Here is a 21,092-nt window from a genome sequence, read left to right on the forward strand (position 1 = left end):
CATCCGCCCCGCCGGGGGGCTTTTTACCCTCTTTACCGCACGGGGATGGTCACATAGGTCCCGGTGTTGTCCACGGTGAAGTTGGTCACCGCCTCCGGCCAGTAAGTGACCTCAGGATCGACGGAGTAGAGCACCAAAGCCAGTTTGTGTCCGGCCTTCACGGTGTAATCCATGGGCTGGAGCTCCAGCGTGAACGCATAGAACATGCCGGGCTCCACCATGTCTACCCTGTAGATCGAGGTGCGGTTCTGGATATCCATCCACCCCCGGGTGACGATCTTATTGTCAGTGGATGTCATGGAGAACTGGGTCAAATCTTTCGCGGCGAGACCGCCGCCGTACCACAGTCCGTTTGCCTCCACTGTCTCGGTGGCCACGCCCTCGCCATACTGCTCGAGCATGACCGCCTCCATGCCTCCCTCGGGCGCCAGGTCCACCAACATTGCGCTGAGGATGCCGGTGGGACGGTCCGCGCTGGCCCGCACAGTGACGGTGGGCGTGCCGCTGATGTGCATATCCTTCTCTATGTCAAAAGTGTAGACCGCGCTGGCACCGGTAGCGCCGGCGATCATCTCCTGCTCCCAGGTATAATCCATGTCGGAGCAGTACTCGATCCACCCCTCCTCCACATCGGCCAGAGAGGTATCGAAGCTGGTGACTCCCAGATCACTGGTAAAGCGGCTCTCCCCTTCTCCTGCGGAGAGGACAATGCTCTCCACGGCGTCTCCCCAGGCATCGTAGATGTTCCAGGAGAGATCCGTATTGCTCTGCACACGCACCTCGGCTTCCCGCTCGGCGCCGTTGTCCACACCATAGAGATAGTGGGCGTACCAGCGTCCCAAAATGCCGTTGAGGTCCAGCCCCTCTATCTGCTCCGGGGTATAGTGGGCACCCTGGTGGAGGAGAAGCTTTACCTCCTGTTTGGCGGTCCGGAAGGCGTCGTACATCAGGTCGAACTGCTTGGGACGGACGTTGAAGTCGTTGAGCCCGTGGATGATCAGCGCGCTGCACTTCAGATTCTCCGCGCCGTTTGTATAGTTGCGCTCGTCCCAAAACCGATTGTAGTCGCCGGAGAGTGCGTCCTGCTCGGCGATCATTTCTTCCAGATAGGCCTCATAGTCTGCCTGGATGGAGGCATAGTCCGTCTCGTCCAGCTGCCGGGACATGCAGTAGTCGGCCAGGATGTTGCAGTCGTCGCCTGGATAGTAGAGCCCGCCGGCAGCGATACCTTGGGAGCGGTAATAGTCATACCAGCTTGCGATGCCGGCCCGGGGCACAATGGTCTTGAGCCCCTCCACACCGGTAGAGGCCACGGCGAAGGCGGTGGACCCGGCATAGGACTGGCCGGACATTGCCACATTCCCGTTGGACCAATCGGCCTTCACCTCCACGCCGGAGTTTTTATCGCTGTACGCCTTGACACCCTCATCCCCGGCAAGCCACCGGACCACGGAGGCAAAGGCGGCCGTCTCGTCGGCGCTGGCGCAGGTCTCAAAGCCGTCGGAGCCCAAGGTACCCAGACCGGAACAGGAGACGTAGGCATAGCCGCGGACCAGCCAGTAGTCGTAAGCGTCCACATTCTCTGTATTGCTCCACACATCTCCGCCGTCTCCGGCCGCGCCGGCGCCGCCAGCGGTCTGCACCTCCAGCGTGGCGGGTCCCGGCTCGCTGGAGGCGTGCCAGTCCCAGTCCTCCTTGCCGGTGGAGGTGGATGCCGTGGCTTCGGTGAGCCGGGCGTCCACGATGTGCGCATTCCAGGTATCCAGATCATAGGCGTCGGTACACCCGGCGGAATAGGGCCGGGCCTCAAAGATGGAGGCGGCCTTCATGCCCCTGTCTGTGGCGGCGGGACGCTGGACGAGCACCTGCACCTTGTCCGCCTTGCCGTCCCCATCGGTATCCACATCGGTCTCCACGTAGACCACTTCGCGGATCACGGTATCATAGGGGAAGATGGGCAGTGCCGCGCCGTCCACAAAATAGGGGGCGGGGACCTCGGCGTGCAGGGCATCGTAGAGAGGCTTTACGGTCTCGTACAGATCTGTCAGCTCGCCCTCATCCTTGATCCCGCCGGCAAGATCGCCGGACAGGCCCAGGCTGGCCATCAGACAGGCGCTGTCATAGGAGCCGTACGCGCCGATCTGCGCCTCGGTGAGCCCCGCCCAGCGCAGCAGCACTGTGACGGCATCCGCCCGGGTGGCAGGAACGGAAGGGCGGAAAGCGCCGGAACCGTCGCCCTGCATCAGGCCCTTGTCCCGGAGCAGGTTAACGGCTGCCCTGCACTCGTCCTCCTCCGCCACATCCGAAAAGGCGCTTGGCTGGGCTGCATAGCCTTCCAGCTCGTCGGCATAGCCGCACAGCTCTGCCAGGCGCTGGGCCAGTGCTCCGCGGTCCATACCCGCAGACTCCTCCGCCAAGGCCGCCGGGAACAGCGAGACCGCCAGCGCCAGGCTTAAGAACACGCTGAAAATTCGCTTCAAATGTAACACCTCCAAAATCATTTCGTACCGGTAAACAGCATATCAGAAATTTCGCCGGGATGCAACATATGGAGGGGCCGGGACGGCTTTTCCCATCCCGGCCCCATTGCCGCTTCCATTGCGTTTTCAGCTCTGATGCGCTTTCGCCGCCCCCACAAAGGCCCGGAAGAGCGGGTGGGCCTTGTTGGGTCTGGACTTGAGCTCCGGGTGGAACTGGACCCCCACGAACCAGGGATGGTCGGGCAGCTCCACCATCTCCACCAGCCGCCCGTCCGGGGAAAGTCCTGCCAGGCGGAGCCCTTTCGCCGTCAGCACCTCCCGGTAGGGGTTGTTGAACTCATAGCGGTGGCGGTGCCGTTCGGAGATGGCATCGGCGCCATAGGCGGCGTAGCAGGGGCCTCCGTGTCCGGTCAAACGGCAGGGGTAGGCGCCCAGACGCATGGTACCGCCCTTTGCGGTGACCCCCACCTGGTCGGGCATCAGATCGATGACGGGATAGGGCGTCTCCGGCGCGAGCTCACTGGAGTGGGCTCCTGTCAACCCCGCCACATTTCGGGCGAACTCCACCACCGCCATCTGCATCCCCAGGCAGATGCCAAAATAGGGCACGCCGGTTTCCCGGGCGTACCGTACGGCGGAGAGCATACCGTCAATGCCCCTGCTCCCGAAGCCTCCGGGCACCAGCACGCCGTCACAGCCGTCCAGCCGCCGCCCGACGTTCTCATCGGTGACCTCCTCGGAATCCACCCACCGGATATCCACCTTCACGTCGTTTTCAATGCCGCCGTGGGCCAGGGCCTCCACCACGGAGAGGTAGGCGTCGTGGAGTCCCACGTACTTGCCCACCAGGGCGATCTCCACACGGCGGACGGCCGCCTTCTCCCGCTCCACCATGGCGGTCCACTCCGCCAGATCCGGCGGCGCGGCGGTAAGCCCCAGACGCCGGCACACCACGGCGGCCAGCCCCTCCTTCTCCAGCATCAACGGCACCTCGTAGAGAGAGGGGGCGGTGAGGTTGGGGATGACGTTTTCGGGCGGGATGTTGCAAAAGAGGGATATCTTATTTCGGATGTCCTCAGGCACCTCATGCTCCGAGCGGCACACAATGACGTCCGGCTGGATACCCAGGGCCAGCAGCTCTTTGGCAGAGTGCTGCGTGGGTTTGGATTTGAGCTCATTGGAACCGGGGATGGCCACGATGAGGGAGACGTGGATGTACATCACGTCCTGCCGTCCCACCTCCGCGCTCACCTGTCGGATGGCCTCCAAAAAGGGCTGGGACTCGATATCGCCCACGGTGCCCCCGATCTCAGTGATGACCACATCCACATCGCCCCGGCGGCCCACCCGGTAGATGCGCTCCTTGATCTCATCCGTGATATGAGGGATAACCTGGACCGTACCGCCCAGATAGCCCCCCTCCCGCTCCCGGTTGAGGACGGTCCAGTATACCTTGCCGGAGGTGACGGAGGAGTCCACCGTCAGATTTTCATCGGTAAATCGCTCATAGTGTCCCAGGTCGAGATCGGTCTCGGCCCCGTCGTCGGTGACGAATACTTCGCCGTGCTGGTAGGGGTTCATCGTGCCAGGGTCCACGTTGAGATAGGGGTCAAACTTCTGAAGGGCCACTTTGAGCCCTCTCTGTTTGAGGAGCCTCCCCAGCGACGCCGCCGTGATCCCCTTACCCAGCCCGGATACCACGCCGCCGGTGACAAAAATGTACTTGACCGCCATCGTTCATTCCTCCCATTTCGCATGGGACGCCTTTGTCCCGGGACCCCGTTGTCCCCTGCCTTTTCCTTACAAAAAAATCCTATTTATTCTACGCCCGAATCCGGGGCCGCGTCAAGCCAAAAGTCAACGTTTTATGGCGTGATTTCCATCCACTGCCGCTCTCCCTTCTCCTCGTGCCTGGGATAGGGCTCCCGGATATCCGCCAATCCCAGAATGTAGTCCACACTGGTGTGATAAAAACGGGCCAGCGCGATCAGAGCCGGCGCAGGCACGTTCAAATTTCCGCGTACATAATCGGAATAGGTCGGCTGGCGGATGTTCAAGACCTCGGCCAGATTTTTTTGCTTCAGGTCTGCATCCTCACGGAGCGCCCGGATACGATCATACATCTCTGTCACCTCACAGATAGTATTCCATAATAGAAAATTCCTTGTTGGATTTTAAGGGGTTTTCCCTTAAAATAGAGCCGTCTTAAGACCTGCTTGCCTATCGGGAATATCCATCGAAGGGGGATTTTTTGACTGTCCTGGTTCTTTATGCCGCTGCACAGCTCATCTGCCAGGGCGGACCTCCTGTTTTTCCGTTTGCCGCCCTGATCCAGACGCTGCTTCTGCTGACCACAGTCCCGGCAATTGCCCCCAGAGACACGGAGGATAGCCTCTTGTGAGCCGTCCAGACAAAGCGGGCCCATGGAAAATTTCCCTGGGCCCGCTTTTCTTGCCGCCGCTCTATTTGTGGTACAGCTTGTTGGTCTCGTAGGTAGGTTCACAGGTAAGGCGCATGCCGAGCTTTGCATAGGTGCCGGAGTCCGCCGGGGAGAGGATGACGGAGGAATGGGCCTCGCACTCCCGAAGCTCGGAGAGCTTGTCCAGCGCCCGCCGGGCCAGGGGATTGGTGGTGGCGCTGATGGCCAGAGCGATGAGGGTCTCATCGGAGTGGAGCCTGGGATTCGCGCTTCCCAAATGCTTGACCTTCACGGTCTGGATGGGCTCGATGGCCTCCCGGGAGATGAGGTGGTGCTCATGGCCGATCCCGGCCAGGCGCTTGAGGGCGTTGAGGAGCGTGGAGGAGGAGGCCCCCATGAGATCCGTGGTCTTTCCTGTCACCACTTCGCCGTCGGGCAGCTCGATGGCAGCAGCGGGGTTGCCGGTCTCCTCGGCCACGGCGCCGGCAGCGGCCACCACAGGCCGGATGGAGGCGTCCACCTTGGCCTGCTGCATCAGCAGCTCCAGTTTGTACACCGTCTCGTCCCCACAGCGGCCCTGGCGCCGGTCGCACAGAGCCGCGTAATACCGCCGGACGATCTCCTGGCGGGCGGCGGCGCAGACGGCCGCGTCGTCCACAATGCAGCTGCCCGCCAGGTTAACCCCCATATCCGTGGGGGACTTATAGGGGCACTCGCCGGTGATCTTCTCAAAAATGGCGGAGAGGACCGGGAAGATCTCCACATCCCGGTTGTAGTTGACGGTGGTGACGCCGTAGGCCTGGAGGTGGAAGGGGTCGATCATATTGACGTCGTTGAGGTCGGCAGTGGCCGCCTCATAGGCCAGGTTCACCGGATGTTGGAGCGGCAGATTCCAGATGGGGAAGGTCTCGAACTTGGCGTATCCAGCCTTCACTCCGCGCTTATATTCGTGGTAGAGCTGGGAGAGGCAGGTGGCCATCTTACCGCTGCCCGGCCCCGGAGCGGTGACCACCACCAGGGGGCGTGAGGTCTCGATATACTCATTTTTCCCGTACCCATCGTCGCTGACGATCAGGGGGATATTGTTGGGGTAGCCCGCAATGGGGTAGTGGAGAAATACCCGCATCCCCAGATCCTCCAGCCGTTTTTTGAAGGCGTCGGCGGCGCTCTGCCCGGCGTACTGAGTCACCACCACACTGCCCACATAGAGCCCCTTGCTCCGGAAAGCGTCGATGAGCCGGAGCACATCCACATCATAGGTGATGCCCAGGTCCCCCCGGATTTTGTTCTTTTCGATGTCGCTGGCGCAGATGGAGATGACGATCTCGGCGTCCTCCTTGAGCTCGCACAGCATACGAATCTTGCTGTCCGGCGCAAAGCCCGGCAGCACCCGGGAAGCGTGATGGTCGTCGAAAAGCTTGCCCCCGAACTCCAGGTAGAGCTTGTCTCCAAACTGGGCGATGCGCTCCTTGATATGGGCGGATTGGGTCTCCAAGTATTTGCGGTTGTCAAAGCCGAGCTGTTTCATCTGCCTGCACCCCTTCGTGTCCTCTTCTGTTTCATCCAATTTATTCTACCTTCCCGGCGCGGGATAGTCAAGCCGTACCCACCCTTGCGGGAGCCGCCCGCTCCGTGGTAAAATAGTGCCTGCCGGACCGGATCCGGCGCCCGCGGCCGCGCCGCGTACTTTGATAAAGGAGCATACCCCATGGACGCTATGATCCAAATCCTGGCAAAGGAATTAAGCCAGGACCCCATCCACGTGGAAAACGTGGTCAAGCTCATTGACGAGGGGAATACCATCCCCTTTATCGCCCGCTACCGCAAGGAACTCCACGGAGCCATGGACGACACCGCCCTGCGCACCCTGGCCGACCGCCTCCAGTACCTGCGCAATCTGGAAAAACGCCGAGGCGAGGTCAAGGCCGCTGTCGACGGGCAGGGAAAGCTCACTGAGGCTCTCTCCACCGCCATTGACGCCGCGGCCACCCTGGCTGAGGTGGAGGACCTGTACCGTCCCTACAAGCAAAAGCGCCGCACCCGCGCCACCGTCGCCCGTGAAAAGGGTCTGGAGCCCTTGGCCGCGCTCCTGTTCGCCCAGGGCCGGGACTGCTCCGAGCCGCTTCTTGTGGCCGCCGGCTATGTGGACCCCGAAAAAGGGGTGGAGACTCCGGAGCAGGCGCTCCAGGGCGCCTCCGACATCGTGGCCGAGCAGATCTCTGACGACGCCGCCCTGCGTAAGCGGCTGCGGGCGCTGTGGTGGTCCAAGGGGGTCCTGATCTCCACCGCCGCAAAAAAGGACCAGGGGGACTCGGTCTATCGGCTCTATTACGACTTTAAGACTCCCGTCAATCGGGCCCAGGGGCACCAGGTGCTGGCCATCAACCGGGGTGAACGGGAGGACCTCCTGAAAGTTTCGGTGGAGCTGGACCGGGAGACCGCTCTCATCACGGTCCGCCGGAGCGTCCTGATCCCCGGCTCTCCCGCCATGCCCTTTGTCCGCAGTGCAGCGGAGGACGCCTATGACCGCCTCATCGCCTCCTCGGTGGAGCGCGAGATCCGAAATATGCTCACTGAGCAGGCCGACGAAGGGGCTATCCGGATGTTCGGGCTCAACCTCAAGCCCCTTCTCATGCAGCCGCCGGTAAAGGGCTTTGTCACCATGGGGCTGGACCCCGGCTACCGCAACGGCTGCAAGGTGGCTGTGGTGGACGGCACAGGAAAGGTTCTGGACACGGCGGTGGTCTACCCCACCTTCAGCGAACGCAAAAAGCAGGAGGCCATCGACGTTCTCGCCCGCCTCATCAAAAAGCACGGCGTGGCGCACATCGCCATCGGCAATGGCACCGCCAGCCGCGAGACCGAGCAGATGGCGGTAGCGCTCATCCAGGCCGTGGGCGGCGGCGTGAGCTATATGATCGTCAGCGAGGCGGGGGCCAGCGTGTACTCCGCCTCCAAGCTGGCCGCCGAAGAGTTTCCCGACTATGACGTAAACCTCCGCTCGGCCGTTTCCATCGCCCGGCGGCTCCAGGACCCCCTGGCGGAGCTGGTGAAGATTGACCCCAAGGCCATCGGGGTGGGCCAGTATCAGCACGATATGCCCCAAGCCAGGCTGGACGAGACCCTCTCCGGTGTGGTGGAGGACTGTGTCAACGCCGTGGGGGTGGACCTGAACACCGCCTCCGCGCCCCTTCTCTCCCGGGTCTCCGGCCTCAGCGCCGCCACGGCCAAAAATATCGTCAGGTACCGGGAGGAGAACGGCGCCTTTACCTCCCGGAAGCAGGTGCTGAAGGTCCCCAAGCTGGGCCCCAAAGCCTTTGAACAGTGCGCGGGATTCCTCCGCGTCCCGGAGTCCAAAAATGTATTGGACCATACCGCCGTCCATCCCGAGAGCTACGCTGCGGCGGAACAGCTCCTGGCCCTGTGCGGCTACGACCTGAACGCGGTGGAGGCGGGCGGCATCGGAGACCTCCGGGATCGGGTGACCGACTTTGGCGAGGCGCGGGCCGCCCAGGCCTGCGGCGTGGGGCTTCCCACCCTGCGGGACCTGATAGGGGAACTTATGAAGCCGGGCCGGGACCCCAGAGACGAACTGCCCAAGCCCATCCTGCGCACCGATGTAATGGAGATCAAGGACCTCAAACCCGGCATGGAGCTCACCGGCACCGTGCGCAACGTCATCGACTTCGGTGTCTTTGTGGACATCGGCGTCCACCAGGACGGGCTGGTGCACATCTCCCAGCTCTGCGAGCGCCGCGTCCGTCACCCCAGCGAGGTCTGCGCCGTCGGCGATATCGTCATGGTATGGGTGCTGGAGGTGGACGAGAAAAAAAAGCGCATCTCCCTGACCATGAAAAAGCCCAAAGGCGATCTGTAAAGGGGGCGTATCCCATATGGTGCTGTCCTTCGACGAGGCGGGCGAACTGCTGGACGCCATGGCGGAGTCCTTTCCGCCAGCCTTTTTCAGCGACTTGAACGGCGGGATCCTGCTTCTCCCGGAAGCCCATCCCGACCCGGACTTTCCTCCCGGTGAAATGTACATCATGGGGGAATACTGCAACGATCAGATGGGCCGGTATATCAATCTCTATTACGGCTCCTTTGCAGCGCTGGCCGAAGAGGAGGATTGGACGCGGCGGAATTGGGAGGAGGAGCTCTACGAGACCCTGGCCCATGAGTTCACCCATCATATCGAGGGGCTGGCCGGGGAGCGCGGGCTTGAGATCAAGGACGAGGCTTTTCTGGATCGCTATCGTGACCAATAGAAAAAGGGGCGCTGCCGAGCATGCTCGGCAGCGCCCCTTTTTTACTTCTGCCAATCCGCAGGATAGACAAAGTAGAGAAATCGCGCCCGATCCCGGACGGAGAACTGGATCTCGCTTCCCTTGGGAATATGGATCACCTCGCCGGGCCCGGCGGAGATGGTCTCCCCTCCTGCCAGGATATCCAGCCGCCCCTCGATCACATAATCCATCTCGTCATATGTGAGCTTCCAGGGAAAGGTGGTCTCCTCCATCACCATGAGACCGCAGCCCAGACGGGGCGCCTCTTCCAGAGAAAAGAGGTCCTTTGTCCACACCCGGTCCCCGCTGCGCCCGGTGTCCAGCCGGTCCCGTTCGGTCACCTGTATGGCGGGGACCGCCACACTTCGTACGCCGTGTCCGCGGCCGCATCCCGCGGCAGCGCCCAGCTTTTCCAACAGTACCTGCCGCACCAGCGCCTCCAGCGCGACCTTATCCAGCTCAGCCATATGTCTTCTCCTTTCCAGTGATGAGCATGGCCACTGCCACAGCGGTAACACCGCCCACCAGCTTTCCCACGATCATAGGAAAGATCATGGTGGAGTCAAATCCCGCCGTAAACCCCAGGTGGTCGCCGAATACGAAGGCGGCCGACACGGCAAAGGCCACGTTGACCACCTTGCCTCTCCGGTCCATCTCCCCCATCATCTGGAACATGGGAATATTGTTGGCCAGGGTAGCCACCAATCCCGCCGCCGCAATATCGTTCATCCCCAGCAGATGCCCCAGCCCCATCAGCGGCTTCCGGAATACCTTTGTAATAACGAATACCAGGGGAAACGCCCCAGCCAGCACGATGGCGATGGCGCCCACAGTGGAAAACCCCTCGTCGATGGGGTTCATCCCCGGAATGAGCACAAGACCGGTCAGGGTCTCCACAATGGCGGCGGCCAGGCCCACGGTAATGACGATCACCACGATCTTTCCAAACACGGTAAATCCCTTTACCATGCCCCCGGGAATGAGCCATAGCCCCACCGCAATGAGCACGGCGATGAGCACGATAGGGATGAGGTTGCGGAGCACCATAGCCACCGGAAACCCCGCCGCCAGTCCGCCGGCCAGGGCCCCCAGCGGGATGGTGATAACGCCAGCCAACACGCCCTTGGCCAGGAATTCCTGGTCCTCTTTCTGAATGATACCCAGCGCCACAGGGATGGTGAACACAACGGTGGGCCCCAGCATGGCGCCCACGATCAGTCCGCCGAACTGCCCCGCCTCCGGGGTGAGCGCCAGCTCTCTGGCCAGGGGCGCGCCGCCCATATCGTTTGCCAGTATGGTCCCGGCGAACATGGCCGGGTCGGCCCCCAGGAGGGAATAGAGCGGCACCACCACGGGCCGCAGGAGATTTGCCAGCACGGGCGCCAGGCAGATGATGCCGATCATGGCCAGTGCCAGGGATCCCATGGCGAGGATGCCCTCTTCAAACTTCTCACCCAGCCCGAACTTGTTCCCGATGATACGATCCAAGGCCCCCAGGGCCATAAACAGGACCATGATATAGACGATGATCTCGTTAATGGACAAAATATTGCCCCCTATCTTGATGATTCCGGGGCGGTCATTGCTCCACCCGGTCCACGATCCCCACCACGGCGGCATCCACCGGAATGGACTCCCCCGCAGCGACTCTGGCCCCGCTGCCCCGCGTCACCAGCACTCTGTCGCCGGGGCCCGCTCCCGCTTGATCGGCGCACACCAGGGCCGGCCCCTGGTGACCCTCCGGCGCCACCAGAAGGAAAGTCTGCCCCGTCAGGGCGGAGACCTTTTTGGTGCACCACACGTTACCAATGACGATCCCTAACCACACAGACGCCCATCTCCCTCAGCTCCCGTTCCAGGGAGACAAATTTTTGATACACCCCCAGAGGGGCTGTTTTCCGATACTGCTTATATTCCAGACCTGTCTCCAGGACCTTTACCTTTTTTCCGGCCAAGAGGGCTTCCAGCACCTGTCTCTCTTCTCCCGTGAGGGCCAGCCCCAGGGTCAGCAGTCCCATCTGCTCGATAGGCAGGCGGGTAATGACCAGCGCGCCCTCCCGCTCCTCCATCGTCATGACAGGATCAGCCCCCGATCCCCTTTTTGGAATCCACAGGCGTTCGCCTCATCGTAGTCCAGGTGGACCACGGTGGAGAATTTTTCGCTGACCCGTACCTCCACCTCTCCAAAGGTGAGAGGACGGGCGGTGAGCGCTTTCAGGCGGACGCTCTGGCCATTGCGCACGCCGAACTGTCCGGCATCCACCGGGGTCATGTGGATGTGCCGTTTGGCCACGATGAGGCCGCGCTCCAGCCGCAGTTCCCGGTTGCCGTGGCGGAGGGTGATGCCCGGCGTCCCCTCGATCTCCCCCGAGAGCCGGACCGGGGGCTTGCACCCCAGGGCCACAGCATCGGTGAGGGAGACCTCCGCCTGGCACTCCCCCCGCTCAGGCCCCAGCACCACCACGTTCTTCAACTCTCCCTTGGGGCCCACAAGGCTCACCCGCTCGGCGCAGACGAACTGTCCCGGCTGGGAGAGGTCCTTGACCCGGTTGAGCCGATAGCCCACGCCGAAGAGCTGATCCACGCCCGCCCGGCTCAGGTGGACATGGCGCCCACTGGCCTCTATCTCCACAGTGACCCGCCGGACCACCGCTTCGGCCAGACGTTCTATCTCATGTGCGTTCATACTTCCCCGCCTTCAGCTTGATCATGAAAATCCAGAAGAGGGAGGAGAGGCGGTTGAGCCCCAAAATGATGTCCTCCCGCGCCACAGCTCCGTTCTCGTCCCGGAAGGCCTGATAGGCCGCCAGTTCGGTCTGCCGGACCACCGCCCGCACCTTATTTACCGCCGCGACAGCGGGAGAATCGGTATAGCTGAGCATAAAATGGGGCTGTCCGAAGTGCTTCTCCGGGTAATGGGAGTACTCCCGCAGCTCTGCAGGGCTGTAGCCGCACAGCCGCACCTCTCCCACAGGCTCATCCAGAACGTCGAACCGGATGAACCGCCGCACAAAGCCCAGCACCTCTTCCAGCTCCACGGCCAAGACGCGGTATCCCTCCCGGACACATGCCTGCTGGCAGAGCACGATCTCCGCCTCCAGCAGGTCGATGTATCCCCGAAAGGCGATGCGTGGATGGTCTTTGAACACCAGAAGGTTTCCCTTCAGGTGGGTCATGTGCTCCGGCTTCTCGTGGAGCTCCGCGCCGAACAACGTCCGATAGCGCGCAGCGCCGCCCTTTTCCTGCCGCCCGCCGTCTGTTTTTTCCGGCTCTCCCTGGGGAAAGACCACCTCCACCCGGTGCTCCCGGAGCCAGGACCGGGCGGAAGGGGTGAGCACATCCCCCCGGGTCACCACCACAGGGCCCCGGGTCCCGCCATTGGACATCTGGCGGACCCGGGCCTCATCCAGAAGCGCCACGGCTTACTGTCCCTGATCGAATTCGCCGTTCTTGTGGGGGAGGATACCGTCCACCTCGACGTGGGGCCGGGGGATCACGTGGACCGAGATGAGCTCTCCCACCTTCTCCGCGGCGGCGGCGCCGGCGTCAGTGGCAGCCTTGACGGCGCCCACGTCGCCCCGGACCATGACGGTCACCAGACCGCCGCCCACCTGCTCCTTGCCCACCAGCTGGACGTTGGCGGCCTTCACCATGGCGTCCGCCGCCTCGATGGCGCCCACCAGTCCTCTCGTCTCTACCATACCCAGTGCATTTGTATTCGCCATTTTCTTCGCGCTCCTTTCGTTGTTGGAGGGGGTCTCCCGTCTCTCTGCGGGAGCTTCTCCCCGATGGTTGGAATTTGGCCCTGATTCCGGCCGAGCCGCCGCCCCGCCGCCGATCACAGAGGCAGCCAGAGCGGCCATGCCGTCCTTGGACTCGGGTCTGGGCTCCGGGGCTCCACGCCCCGCGCCGCCGGTCGGGGCCGTTTTTGCTTTTTCCGGCGTTCTTCCGCCGGACTTGCTGTTGTCGGCACCGGTCTCTTTTTTCCGGCCCCGTGTTTTCTTGGCTCCGGTCCCCCCCATGTCCGGCTGCGCCCATGCGGTGGGTCCGCCGTCGGCATTCAGACGCTTGGACGCCGAAAAGGGCTTTACCTCGTCGCCGGAGGGGGGCGGGGTCTCCGGATCGGCCGCCTCCATATCTGCGGTCAGCCTGCCCATCTCCCGCAGCAGATTGGCATAGGGGTTGATGAGGGTGCCGGGGTCGTTCACCTCATCAAATACGTTGGTTCCCGCGGCGGGCGGCGTCACGCCGCCTGGGGCGAGCGCCGCATTCTTGGAGTAGATGCCGGAGCGGTCCGCCTCCTTCATCTCACATCAGCCTCCCCACGATCTGCCGTACCAGCTCCTGGAGCATCGCATCGTCCACCTTGACCTCGCTCCGGCTGTTCTCCCAGGGAGATGCGCTGTTTCCGGCCCGGATATCCTCCAGCTCCCGGACGCCCCAGGCCACCCGCTTGATATTGATCAGATCCAGGGGGCCGATGTTGTTGGAGCTGGAGGAGCCGCCCACCGCGCCGCAGCCCAGCGTGAGCGCCGGGAACAGGCAGGTCGTTGCCCCGATCCCTCCCAGGGCGGAGGGCGTGTTCACCAGCACCCGGCTGGCCGGGACCCGCTCGGCAAACTTCTTCACCACATTCTCGTCCTCGGCATGGATGGAGAAGGTATGGCCCGCGCCCTCCCACTCCAGGATCTCCACACAGCGCTCCAGCACCGCCGGCTCATCGTTTTCCACATAATAGGCCAAAATGAGGCCCAGCTTTTCATTGGAATAGGGGTAGCCCCGCCCCACACCGGTCTCCCGGGCCACCAGTACCCTGGCGGAAGCGGGCACCTGGTCAAGTCCGGCCAGTTTGGCCACAGTCTCCACGCTCTTGCCGACGATGGCCGGATTCATCGTACCGTTGGCGCGCAGGATGAATTTGGAGAGCTTGGTGTGTTCGCTGTCGCTGAGCACATAGGCCCCCTGCCGCTGGAGCTCCTCGGTCACGGCCCGCTCCATCTCCCGGGTAACGATGATCGACTGTTCACTGGCGCAGATGGTGCCGTTGTCAAAGGTCTTGGAGTCCAGGATGCGCTTGACGGCCAGACGAACGTCGGCGGTATGGTGGATATAGGCCGGACCGTTGCCCGCCCCCACACCGATGGCTGGGGTCCCGGAGGAGTAGGCCGCCTTTACCATGGCGCCGCCGCCGGTGGCCAGAATGAGCCGGGTGTGATCGTGCTTCATCAGCGCGTTGGTGGCCTCCAGCGTGGGGGTGGTGATGCAGGCGATGGCCCCTTTGGGAGCCCCCGCCGCCTCCGCCGCCCGGCGCACCACCTCCACTGTCTCCAGAATACACTTCACTGCGCTGGGGTGGGGGGAAAAAATGATGGGATTGCCCGCCTTCATGCAGATCATGGACTTATAGATCACCGTGGAGGTGGGATTGGTGGATGGTACCAGCCCGGCCACGACCCCCACCGGCACCCCGATGTCAATGGTCCTCTTCTCGCGGTCCTGGGCCAGGATGCCATGGGTCTTTTCGTCCTTGATTGCGTCGTACAGTGTGACAGCGGCAAAGCGGTTCTTGATCTCCTTGTCGGCTTTGAGCCCAAACCCGGTCTCTTCCACCGCCAGCCCCGCCAGACGTCCGGCCTCGGCTGCGGCGGCGCTGGAGATGGCCGCCGTTATTTTGTCCAGCTCTCCCTGCGTCATGCGCTCCATAGCCCGCTGCGCCTTTCGGGCCTGCTGCACGAGGTCGCGCACCTCCTGGATGGAACACAGGTCCTGATCCATTTGTATCATCATGCTCTACACCTCCACTGGATGGGCGGCCACCGCCTTGACCGCCTCGGCAAACGCCTCACAGGCGGCTTTGCACGCCGACTGGGTGCCCGTCAGCAGGCCGCCGCCGAAGTTAGTCTCACTGGGCGGCTCAAAAAGGGCCATGAGTTCCACGTCCGCAGCCTTCATCGCCTCATCCAGCCCCACCACGGACTCCAGCGGGGGAGCGATGAGGTAGGCCAGGGCCTCCCCCTCTTTGATGCCCGCCGTTTTGGAGAGATAGCTCCCCGTCCGGGACACCGTATGGGCGAAGTATACGATGGAGTCGTCCTCATTGGCGGAGCGAAAGCCCACGCCGCTGTCCATGAATCCCACCGCCGCCCGCAGGCCGCTGTTTACCTCCGCCGGATTCGGACCGGCCAGGATGCCGATGACCTCTCCGGCCAGCTTCGTGTTGGCGTTTGCGGCGCCCGCATACAGGCTTCTTCCGTATACCACCTCCACGGCCGCCGCCTTGGTGGCCTCATCCAGGGCACAGTAGGTCACGTCGTCGCTGTCGGCGGTGAGGATACCGATGGAACGGTATTCCTTCGGCAGGCCCAGCTTTTGCGCCAGGGTCTCCGAAACGTTGGCAATGGTATGCGTGGCCAGAACATTGCATTTCAGCAGATCGCCTGTCATGCACTCACCCCCCTGGCCAGGTCAATGCCGCTGGCCTTCTTCTCCAGCATGGTCTTGATCAGCTCCGCGATGTGCGCCCCCGCCTCCACGGCGGTAGTGCCCTGGCGGTGGATATTGGAGATGACCGTCCGCTTAGATTCGGGAATGCCGATGTGAGGCCGGTATGTGAGATAAGCCGACATGGACTCGGCGGTCACCAGGCCCGGGCGCTCTCCCACCAGCATGCACACCACCTGGGCTCCCGTCAGCTCCCCAATGTGATCGGAGGCGCCCACGCGGCAGTATTTTACGAAAAGTGTTGGACCGGGATCAATGCCGTAGCCCTTCAGGCCCGCGCGGATGGCCTGCATACAGTCCTCGGCATTGGCCTCGATGGCCGCGGAGGAGAGGCCGTCCCCCACCACCAGGGCCACCTTGGGTTCGGCGCCAAGGGTCTTTCGGATCACGGCCTGGTTTTCCTCGTCGAACCGGCGTCCGCGGTCCGGGCGGGTCAGGTACTCGTCCTTGTCCTGACAGAGCGTCTGCACAAAAACAAGGTCATTCCGCTTTACAAACGCCTCGTCCACATGGGAGAACACCGAGTCCTGGGCCGCCGCGTGGTCGGCCCTCATGCGGAGCATGGTCTCCGTCTTATACCGGGCACCCGCCCGGCTCAGTCCCAGTCGTGCGGGCGTCTTCAGCTTCAGGTCCAGAAAGGCGGGGCCATTCTGCGGATTGGGCATCAGGTACTGCCTTCTCAGGTCCACCTCCGTGATGTCCGGAAGCATTTCGCCCCCGCTCCCGCTCTCCTGCCCCCGTTCCAGGGGCTTATAGTCCGCCGCCTTGACTTGGGGCGTAGGCGCCTGACCCATCAGGTCGGCCACCATGCGCTCCACCAAGGCGCGCAATTCCAGCTCGTTCAAATCTGAAATCCTCCTTATGCCAGCAGAATGGAGCCGTCTCCCGCCAGGGCGGTGAGCCGGCCGTTCTCCACAAAGCCCATCTTTTCCAGCCACTGCTGGAAGGGCTTGATGGCCGTCAGGCCGAACATCTCCCGGAGGGCCGCCGTCTCATGATAGCCGGTGGTCTGGTAGTTGAGCATTACGTCGTCCCCGTGGGGGATCCCCATGAAATAGTTGCATCCGGCGGTGGTCAGCAGGACGGCCAGATCCTCGATATCGCTCTGATCGGCCTTCATGTGGTTGGTGTAGCAGGCGTCGCAGCCCATGGGTATGCCGGTGAGCTTGCCCATGAAGTGGTCCTCCAGGCCGGCTCGGATGACCTGCTTGGAATTGTAGAGGTATTCCGGGCCGATAAAGCCCACCACTGTGTTCACCAGGAAAGGCTGATAGCGCTTGGCAAAGCCGTAGCACCTGGCCTCCATGGTCACCTGGTCCCAGCCATTGTGGGCCTCGGAGGAGAGCTCGGAGCCTTGGCCCGTCTCAAAATATAGGACGTTGGGCCCCATGGCGTTCCCCTCGCGCAGGGCCAGTTGTCGGGCCTCCTCGATGGTCTCTCCTGTAAAGCCGAAAGCCTCGTTTCCCTTCTCCGAGCCCGCGATGGACTGGAAGATCAGATCGGCCGGAGCTCCCCTGCGGACGCACTCCATCTGGGTGGTCACATGGGCCAGCACGCAGATCTGGGTGGGGATCTCCCAGCGGTTGCGGATCTCATGGAACCGTTCCAGCACCCGTGTGACGCTCTCCACCGAGTCGTCTACCGGGTTGAGCCCCAGCACCGCGTCTCCGATGCCGAAGGTGAGCCCCTCCAGCAGGGAGGCCATGATGCCGTCGGGGTCGTCGGTTGGGTGGTTGGGCTGGAGGCGGGCGGAGAGGGTCCCCGGTTCGCCGATGGTGGTGTTGCAGGTGGCCGTGACCCGCAGCTTCCGGGCGGCGTAGATGAGATCCATATTACTCATGAGCTTTGCCACGGCGGCCACCATCTCGCTGGTGAGGCCCCGGGAGATGCGCCGGATGGCCGCGCCGTCGTTCTTCTCGTCCAGGATCCACTCCCGCAGCTCAGAGACCGTCCAGTTCCTGATCTGCGCGTAGATCTTTTCATTCACATCATCCTGGATGATGCGTGTGACCTCGTCGGTCTCATAGGGGACCGCAGGACTGTTCCGCAGGTCTCCCAGGGTCAGGTTTGCCAGCACCACCTTGGCGGCCACCCGTTCTTCGGCATTCTCGGCGGCAATGCCCGCCAGCCGGTCCCCGGACTTTTCTTCATTGGCCTTGGCCATGACCTCCCGTACCGAAGGAAAATCATAGACATGGCCCAGCAGCTTGGTTTTTAAAATCATTCCTGTTCCTCCTGTCGCGGTCAGGGCGCTCCCTGTCCGCTGCATTACAATTTCTGGAATGCCAAGGTCTTCACCACCACCGGCAGCACATTCCCCCCGCCCACTGGGGCGCCGATGTCGATGTAGTCTCCGTTGTGCACCGCCACGCCGTCCAGGCACAGAAGGGGACCGCTCCCCCCCATGGCCTGTCCCAGGACCTTGGCCATATCCCGTTCCAGCACCACCACAGGGAAATACCCCCGCTCCAGCAGCGGAGCCAGCCCCTCCCGAATGCCCTGGGCGATCTCCTCCACCCTCCGGTAGGCGGGCGAGAGCTCTCCCGCAAAGGCCAGGGCCACCTGGGTGAGTCCTCCCTCATCGGCATACCAGTTCAGCTTCCTGCGGACGGCCTCCGCCAGGGCGGCTGCATTCCCCTGCTCCTCCTCCCGGTTCAGACGGAGGACGGGCAAATTCTTGAGCGGAAACGCCACCTCCCGGTAGAAGATAGTGGAGCCGGACACCTCCATGGAGTGGGCGCCCGCCCCAACCACGGTGGCCCGGATGGTCTCCGCCCCCCGGACCAGCGTATAGCCCTGCTCCTCAAACCGCTCCCGGATGGCCGGACCCAGCAGGGGCCCGATGTCGCCGTAGGCCAGCCAGTCCTCCGGCGGAGCCCACATGCAGTCGGCCACCCCGCCGGAAAAGGACAGCACCTTGACGTCTCCCGGCACCGCCCGCTCCAGGCCGTCCACCATGGCCGAGATGAGGGGCCTCAGCGCCCTTCGTTCGGCCCGCTCCCCCAGCCGGACTCCCGGGTCCGCCGTCCATTCGGCCAGGGCCGGGGAGAGGTAGGTGACGCTCCCATCGCTGGTGAGCTTCACCAAACGCCCGCCGATATTGAGGCAGTCGGTATCCCGTAGCGCTCCATTTTCGTAGAGCGCCAGGTTGGAGGTCCCGCCTCCGATATCAAAGTGTAATACCCGGCAATGTTTTTCCTTGGAGTATTCGTCCGCCCCCGCCCCTCGGGCGGCCAGAATGGATTCCAGATCGGGGCCGGCGGTGGCCACCACAAAGTCTCCCGCGAATTCCGAGAGGGCGTTCAAGACCTCCCTGGCATTTTCTTTTCGGGCCGTCTCCCCGGTGATGATGACCGCGCCGGTCTGGACTTCTTCCCGCCGCAACCCCGCGCGCCGATACTCCTCCGCCACGATTTCCCGCACGCCGGGGGCATCGATGACCGTTTCAGAGAGGAGGGGCGTAAAGTGGATGCGGCTGCGATAGATGATCTCCCGATCCGTAATGGCGATGCGCGGAACGGAGAAGGGATTGGCCCGGTTTTCCAGCGTCAGCTTGGAGACTACCAGTTGTGTGGTGGAGGTTCCGATATCGATCCCCACCGATTTGAGTGTCTCCGTCATCCCCCGATCTCCCTCAGCATTGCCTCTATCTCCCCTGCCGTCACGGGTCTCGGGTTTCCCGGCAGGCAGACATCCTGCAGAGCGGCCGCAGCCAGACCGGGCAGCGCGGCCCTGAACTCCTGTGCCGGTACCGGGAGCTTAAGAGGGATCTTCAGCCCGGACCGAAGACGAGTCACCGCCGACGACAGGGCCCTGGGGTTTGCCGCCAGGCCGCAGAGCTTGGCCAAGCGGGCATATTTCTCCGCCGTCCTCTGTTCCACGGCGTTGAATTGGATCACGCCGGGCAGCAACAGCGCGTTGAGCCTCCCATGGGGCACGTGGAACCGCCCGCCCAAGGCGTGTGCCATCGAATGACAGACCCCCAGCCCGGCGGCATTGAAGGCCATACCTGCCATACAGGAGGCCAACAGCATGTCTTGCTTGGCCTCCCGGCTTCCGGCGTGGGCTTCCGGCAGGCGGCGGTAGGCCAGCGCGAATGCCTTCTCCGCCAGAGCGTCGGAGAAGGGACTGGCGCCTTTGGCCGCGACAGCCTCCGCCGCGTGTGTGAGCACGTCCATGCCCGTGTCGGCGGTGACATGGGGCGGCACCCCCTCCAGCAGAGAGGCGTCCAGTATGGCCGCCTCCGGCAGAAGGTCCTCCTCCACCAGCGGATATTTGACGCCCTGGTCCGTGTCTGTGAGGACGGCGAAGGAGGTGACCTCGCTGCCGGTCCCCGCCGTGGTGGGAATACACCACAGGGGCGGGTGGCGGTCTGAAAACCAGCACATTCCCTTGGCGCAGTCCATCGGGGAACCACCGCCGAAGGCCACCACCGCGTCGGGCCCGAAGTCCCGCAGCATCCGCACCCCCTGGGCCACCAGGCGGAGGGAAGGGTCCGGCTCTACCTGGTCAAATATCTCCACTGCCCCGGTGAGACGGTTTTTTACCCGGTCCAGGAGACCGGAAGAGGCCAGGAACGCGTCTGTAACGATGAGGACCCTCTTCCCGGCCAGCTGGTCCAGCGCGGCCATGGGCTCCGGTCCAAAATAGAGTTTGGGCTTGATCCAAAAGGTTTCCATGGTTTCTGCCTGCCTTTTCCTTGATGCGGTTAGTATGGCAGGTGGATGAAAAAATATAGCTCCGGCGGAAAATTTTCCGCCGGAGCTGCAAATATTACGCAGGTTTCCATTCACCGCATGAATTTCCCCCCTGCGCCGTTGACAGGGCTCCCCCGCATTTGATATCATGTCCTCACCTTGGGACAGTTCCCAGCGCCTGCCGCACTTCTTTCGTTCAAGAGGCCGGCGGCACAACGGATACCGGAAATCGGGAAAGGTGGGCATGGTATGCCGCTCTTATTGTTTCTCTTGGGGCTCCTTCCCTTTGCGGTCGGCGGACTGATGAACTGGGCTATGTTGGCTTACCCGGACGTTTTGCCGCCCTTTTCTTTGATTGCGATCCTGTTTCTGCTGATCTGGGGGGCAATCGCTTTCTTTGCCAGGCCCTGTGTAGCAGGCGTCCGTACCCTGGCCGTCTGTCTCAACCTCGCGGCAGGGATCGACCTGATTCTGGTCGGCGTGCAGGAGCTCGTCTTGGGCGCCTACTGGAGTAATCCGGCCGGTCTTTGGGCGCAGCTTTACTATTTGCCGCTGATGAACCTGGGATTTACCCTGACACCCTGGAGCCACTCCGTATTTCCCGCCTATTGCACCGCGTTTCTTTTGATGCTCGCCGCGACCTTTCTCGGCGCCCGCTGGCGGAAATCATAGTTTTTTATGCGCGGCCTGTCCTCTCTCCGTGCAGAGCAAA

The 21,092-nt window shown here is 62.9% G+C and carries 21 protein-coding genes; 4 read left to right on the forward strand and 17 right to left on the reverse strand.

From position 1 onward, the window contains the following. Positions 1-32 precede the first annotated feature (32 nt). From ABUA09_RS05200 to ABUA09_RS05210, 3 genes are all read right to left on the reverse strand, one after another. Positions 33-2,480, reverse strand: a complete 2,448-nt coding sequence (locus ABUA09_RS05200; RefSeq protein WP_279202138.1) for a CocE/NonD family hydrolase — start codon at positions 2,478-2,480, stop codon at positions 33-35. A 126-nt stretch (positions 2,481-2,606) separates the two neighbouring features. Next, the gene (gene pyrG / locus ABUA09_RS05205) at positions 2,607-4,214 is read right to left on the reverse strand and encodes a CTP synthase (RefSeq protein ID WP_033117347.1); all 1,608 of its coding nucleotides are present in this window, start codon (positions 4,212-4,214) and stop codon (positions 2,607-2,609) included. Positions 4,215-4,345: 131 nt separating this feature from the next. Then, positions 4,346-4,603 (reverse strand): helix-turn-helix domain-containing protein, encoded by a 258-nt coding sequence (locus ABUA09_RS05210; protein ID WP_033117346.1) that lies wholly within the window; start codon positions 4,601-4,603, stop codon positions 4,346-4,348. Between the two features lie 128 nt (positions 4,604-4,731). Here ABUA09_RS05210 and ABUA09_RS05215 point away from each other — a divergent pair, with 128 nt between their 5' ends. Continuing rightward, positions 4,732-4,881, forward strand: coding sequence for a hypothetical protein (locus ABUA09_RS05215; protein ID WP_158453388.1), 150 nt, complete (start codon positions 4,732-4,734; stop codon positions 4,879-4,881). Between the two features lie 61 nt (positions 4,882-4,942). On the opposite strand, the gene ABUA09_RS05220 is transcribed toward ABUA09_RS05215, so the two are convergent. Next, on the reverse strand, positions 4,943-6,427 hold the full coding sequence (locus ABUA09_RS05220; RefSeq protein ID WP_033117344.1) for a DUF1846 domain-containing protein: 1,485 nt from the start codon (positions 6,425-6,427) through the stop codon (positions 4,943-4,945). Between the two features lie 180 nt (positions 6,428-6,607). Between ABUA09_RS05220 and ABUA09_RS05225 the strand changes: the two genes are divergently transcribed. Together ABUA09_RS05225 and ABUA09_RS05230 are read left to right on the forward strand one after the other, a co-directional pair. Further along, entirely contained in the window at positions 6,608-8,776 is a 2,169-nt protein-coding gene (locus ABUA09_RS05225; protein WP_279202142.1) for a Tex family protein, read from the forward strand. Positions 8,777-8,792: 16 nt separating this feature from the next. Next, positions 8,793-9,164, forward strand: a complete 372-nt coding sequence (locus ABUA09_RS05230; RefSeq protein ID WP_058118286.1) for a metallopeptidase family protein — start codon at positions 8,793-8,795, stop codon at positions 9,162-9,164. Between the two features lie 41 nt (positions 9,165-9,205). Here ABUA09_RS05230 and ABUA09_RS05235 read toward each other — a convergent pair whose 3' ends face one another. From ABUA09_RS05235 to ABUA09_RS05295, 13 genes are all read right to left on the reverse strand, one after another. Then, positions 9,206-9,649 (reverse strand): EutQ-related cupin domain-containing protein, encoded by a 444-nt coding sequence (locus ABUA09_RS05235; RefSeq protein WP_058118287.1) that lies wholly within the window; start codon positions 9,647-9,649, stop codon positions 9,206-9,208. Further along, positions 9,642-10,727, reverse strand: coding sequence for an ethanolamine utilization protein EutH (gene eutH / locus ABUA09_RS05240; protein ID WP_116722160.1), 1,086 nt, complete (start codon positions 10,725-10,727; stop codon positions 9,642-9,644). Before eutH ends, ABUA09_RS05235 begins: the two co-directional genes overlap by 8 nt. A gap of 34 nt (positions 10,728-10,761) precedes the next feature. Further along, the gene (locus ABUA09_RS05245) at positions 10,762-11,010 is read right to left on the reverse strand and encodes a EutN/CcmL family microcompartment protein (RefSeq protein ID WP_033117339.1); all 249 of its coding nucleotides are present in this window, start codon (positions 11,008-11,010) and stop codon (positions 10,762-10,764) included. Next, entirely contained in the window at positions 10,985-11,257 is a 273-nt protein-coding gene (locus ABUA09_RS05250; RefSeq protein WP_033117338.1) for a hypothetical protein, read from the reverse strand. Before ABUA09_RS05250 ends, ABUA09_RS05245 begins: the two co-directional genes overlap by 26 nt. Beyond that, complete coding sequence (gene pduL, locus ABUA09_RS05255) at positions 11,254-11,868, reverse strand: phosphate propanoyltransferase (protein WP_058118289.1); 615 nt, start codon at positions 11,866-11,868, stop codon at positions 11,254-11,256. The genes ABUA09_RS05250 and pduL overlap by 4 nt, the downstream gene beginning before the upstream one ends. Continuing rightward, positions 11,855-12,601 (reverse strand): cobalamin adenosyltransferase family protein, encoded by a 747-nt coding sequence (locus tag ABUA09_RS05260; RefSeq protein WP_033117336.1) that lies wholly within the window; start codon positions 12,599-12,601, stop codon positions 11,855-11,857. The genes pduL and ABUA09_RS05260 overlap by 14 nt, the downstream gene beginning before the upstream one ends. Positions 12,602-12,604: 3 nt before the next feature. Continuing rightward, positions 12,605-12,907 carry a BMC domain-containing protein gene (locus ABUA09_RS05265; RefSeq protein WP_033117401.1) on the reverse strand — a complete coding sequence of 101 codons (303 nt, stop codon included), beginning with the start codon at positions 12,905-12,907 and terminating at the stop codon, positions 12,605-12,607. A 583-nt stretch (positions 12,908-13,490) separates the two neighbouring features. Beyond that, a complete protein-coding gene (locus ABUA09_RS05270; RefSeq protein ID WP_279203607.1) occupies positions 13,491-14,966 on the reverse strand; it encodes an acetaldehyde dehydrogenase (acetylating) in 1,476 nt (491 codons plus the stop codon). A 6-nt stretch (positions 14,967-14,972) separates the two neighbouring features. Further along, a complete protein-coding gene (eutL, locus tag ABUA09_RS05275; protein ID WP_058118291.1) occupies positions 14,973-15,626 on the reverse strand; it encodes an ethanolamine utilization microcompartment protein EutL in 654 nt (217 codons plus the stop codon). Further along, a complete protein-coding gene (eutC, locus tag ABUA09_RS05280) occupies positions 15,623-16,528 on the reverse strand; it encodes an ethanolamine ammonia-lyase subunit EutC (protein ID WP_033117334.1) in 906 nt (301 codons plus the stop codon). The genes eutL and eutC overlap by 4 nt, the downstream gene beginning before the upstream one ends. A 14-nt stretch (positions 16,529-16,542) precedes the next feature. Beyond that, positions 16,543-17,907, reverse strand: coding sequence for an ethanolamine ammonia-lyase subunit EutB (locus ABUA09_RS05285; RefSeq protein ID WP_058118292.1), 1,365 nt, complete (start codon positions 17,905-17,907; stop codon positions 16,543-16,545). 44 nt (positions 17,908-17,951) lie between these two features. Continuing rightward, a complete protein-coding gene (locus ABUA09_RS05290; RefSeq protein ID WP_033117332.1) occupies positions 17,952-19,304 on the reverse strand; it encodes an ethanolamine ammonia-lyase reactivating factor EutA in 1,353 nt (450 codons plus the stop codon). Further along, positions 19,301-20,362, reverse strand: a complete 1,062-nt coding sequence (locus tag ABUA09_RS05295) for an iron-containing alcohol dehydrogenase (RefSeq protein WP_279203599.1) — start codon at positions 20,360-20,362, stop codon at positions 19,301-19,303. The genes ABUA09_RS05290 and ABUA09_RS05295 overlap by 4 nt, the downstream gene beginning before the upstream one ends. Positions 20,363-20,629: 267 nt before the next feature. Here ABUA09_RS05295 and ABUA09_RS05300 point away from each other — a divergent pair, with 267 nt between their 5' ends. After that, positions 20,630-21,052, forward strand: coding sequence for a hypothetical protein (locus ABUA09_RS05300; RefSeq protein WP_033117330.1), 423 nt, complete (start codon positions 20,630-20,632; stop codon positions 21,050-21,052). Positions 21,053-21,092 lie beyond the last annotated feature (40 nt).

The sequence above is a fragment of the Intestinimonas sp. RTP31139st1_F5_RTP31139_211217 genome, assembly GCF_040226735.1.
Taxonomy (GTDB): Bacteria; Bacillota; Clostridia; order Oscillospirales; family Oscillospiraceae; genus Intestinimonas; species Intestinimonas butyriciproducens.

What these genes read in the sequence shown, in the direction of transcription:
- pyrG (WP_033117347.1), bottom strand. Translation starts at nt 4,214, where the DNA reads ATGGCGGTCAAGTACATTTTTGTCACCGGCGGCGTGGTATCCGGGCTG.
- ABUA09_RS05210 (WP_033117346.1), bottom strand. Translation starts at nt 4,603, where the DNA reads ATGTATGATCGTATCCGGGCGCTCCGTGAGGATGCAGACCTGAAGCAA.
- ABUA09_RS05220 (WP_033117344.1), bottom strand. Translation starts at nt 6,427, where the DNA reads ATGAAACAGCTCGGCTTTGACAACCGCAAATACTTGGAGACCCAATCC.
- ABUA09_RS05225 (WP_279202142.1), top strand. Translation starts at nt 6,608, where the DNA reads ATGGACGCTATGATCCAAATCCTGGCAAAGGAATTAAGCCAGGACCCC.
- ABUA09_RS05230 (WP_058118286.1), top strand. Translation starts at nt 8,793, where the DNA reads ATGGTGCTGTCCTTCGACGAGGCGGGCGAACTGCTGGACGCCATGGCG.
- ABUA09_RS05235 (WP_058118287.1), bottom strand. Translation starts at nt 9,649, where the DNA reads ATGGCTGAGCTGGATAAGGTCGCGCTGGAGGCGCTGGTGCGGCAGGTA.
- ABUA09_RS05250 (WP_033117338.1), bottom strand. Translation starts at nt 11,257, where the DNA reads ATGACGATGGAGGAGCGGGAGGGCGCGCTGGTCATTACCCGCCTGCCT.
- pduL (WP_058118289.1), bottom strand. Translation starts at nt 11,868, where the DNA reads ATGAACGCACATGAGATAGAACGTCTGGCCGAAGCGGTGGTCCGGCGG.
- ABUA09_RS05265 (WP_033117401.1), bottom strand. Translation starts at nt 12,907, where the DNA reads ATGGCGAATACAAATGCACTGGGTATGGTAGAGACGAGAGGACTGGTG.
- ABUA09_RS05270 (WP_279203607.1), bottom strand. Translation starts at nt 14,966, where the DNA reads ATGATACAAATGGATCAGGACCTGTGTTCCATCCAGGAGGTGCGCGAC.
- eutL (WP_058118291.1), bottom strand. Translation starts at nt 15,626, where the DNA reads ATGACAGGCGATCTGCTGAAATGCAATGTTCTGGCCACGCATACCATT.
- ABUA09_RS05285 (WP_058118292.1), bottom strand. Translation starts at nt 17,907, where the DNA reads ATGATTTTAAAAACCAAGCTGCTGGGCCATGTCTATGATTTTCCTTCG.
- ABUA09_RS05290 (WP_033117332.1), bottom strand. Translation starts at nt 19,304, where the DNA reads ATGACGGAGACACTCAAATCGGTGGGGATCGATATCGGAACCTCCACC.
- ABUA09_RS05295 (WP_279203599.1), bottom strand. Translation starts at nt 20,362, where the DNA reads ATGGAAACCTTTTGGATCAAGCCCAAACTCTATTTTGGACCGGAGCCC.
- ABUA09_RS05300 (WP_033117330.1), top strand. Translation starts at nt 20,630, where the DNA reads ATGCCGCTCTTATTGTTTCTCTTGGGGCTCCTTCCCTTTGCGGTCGGC.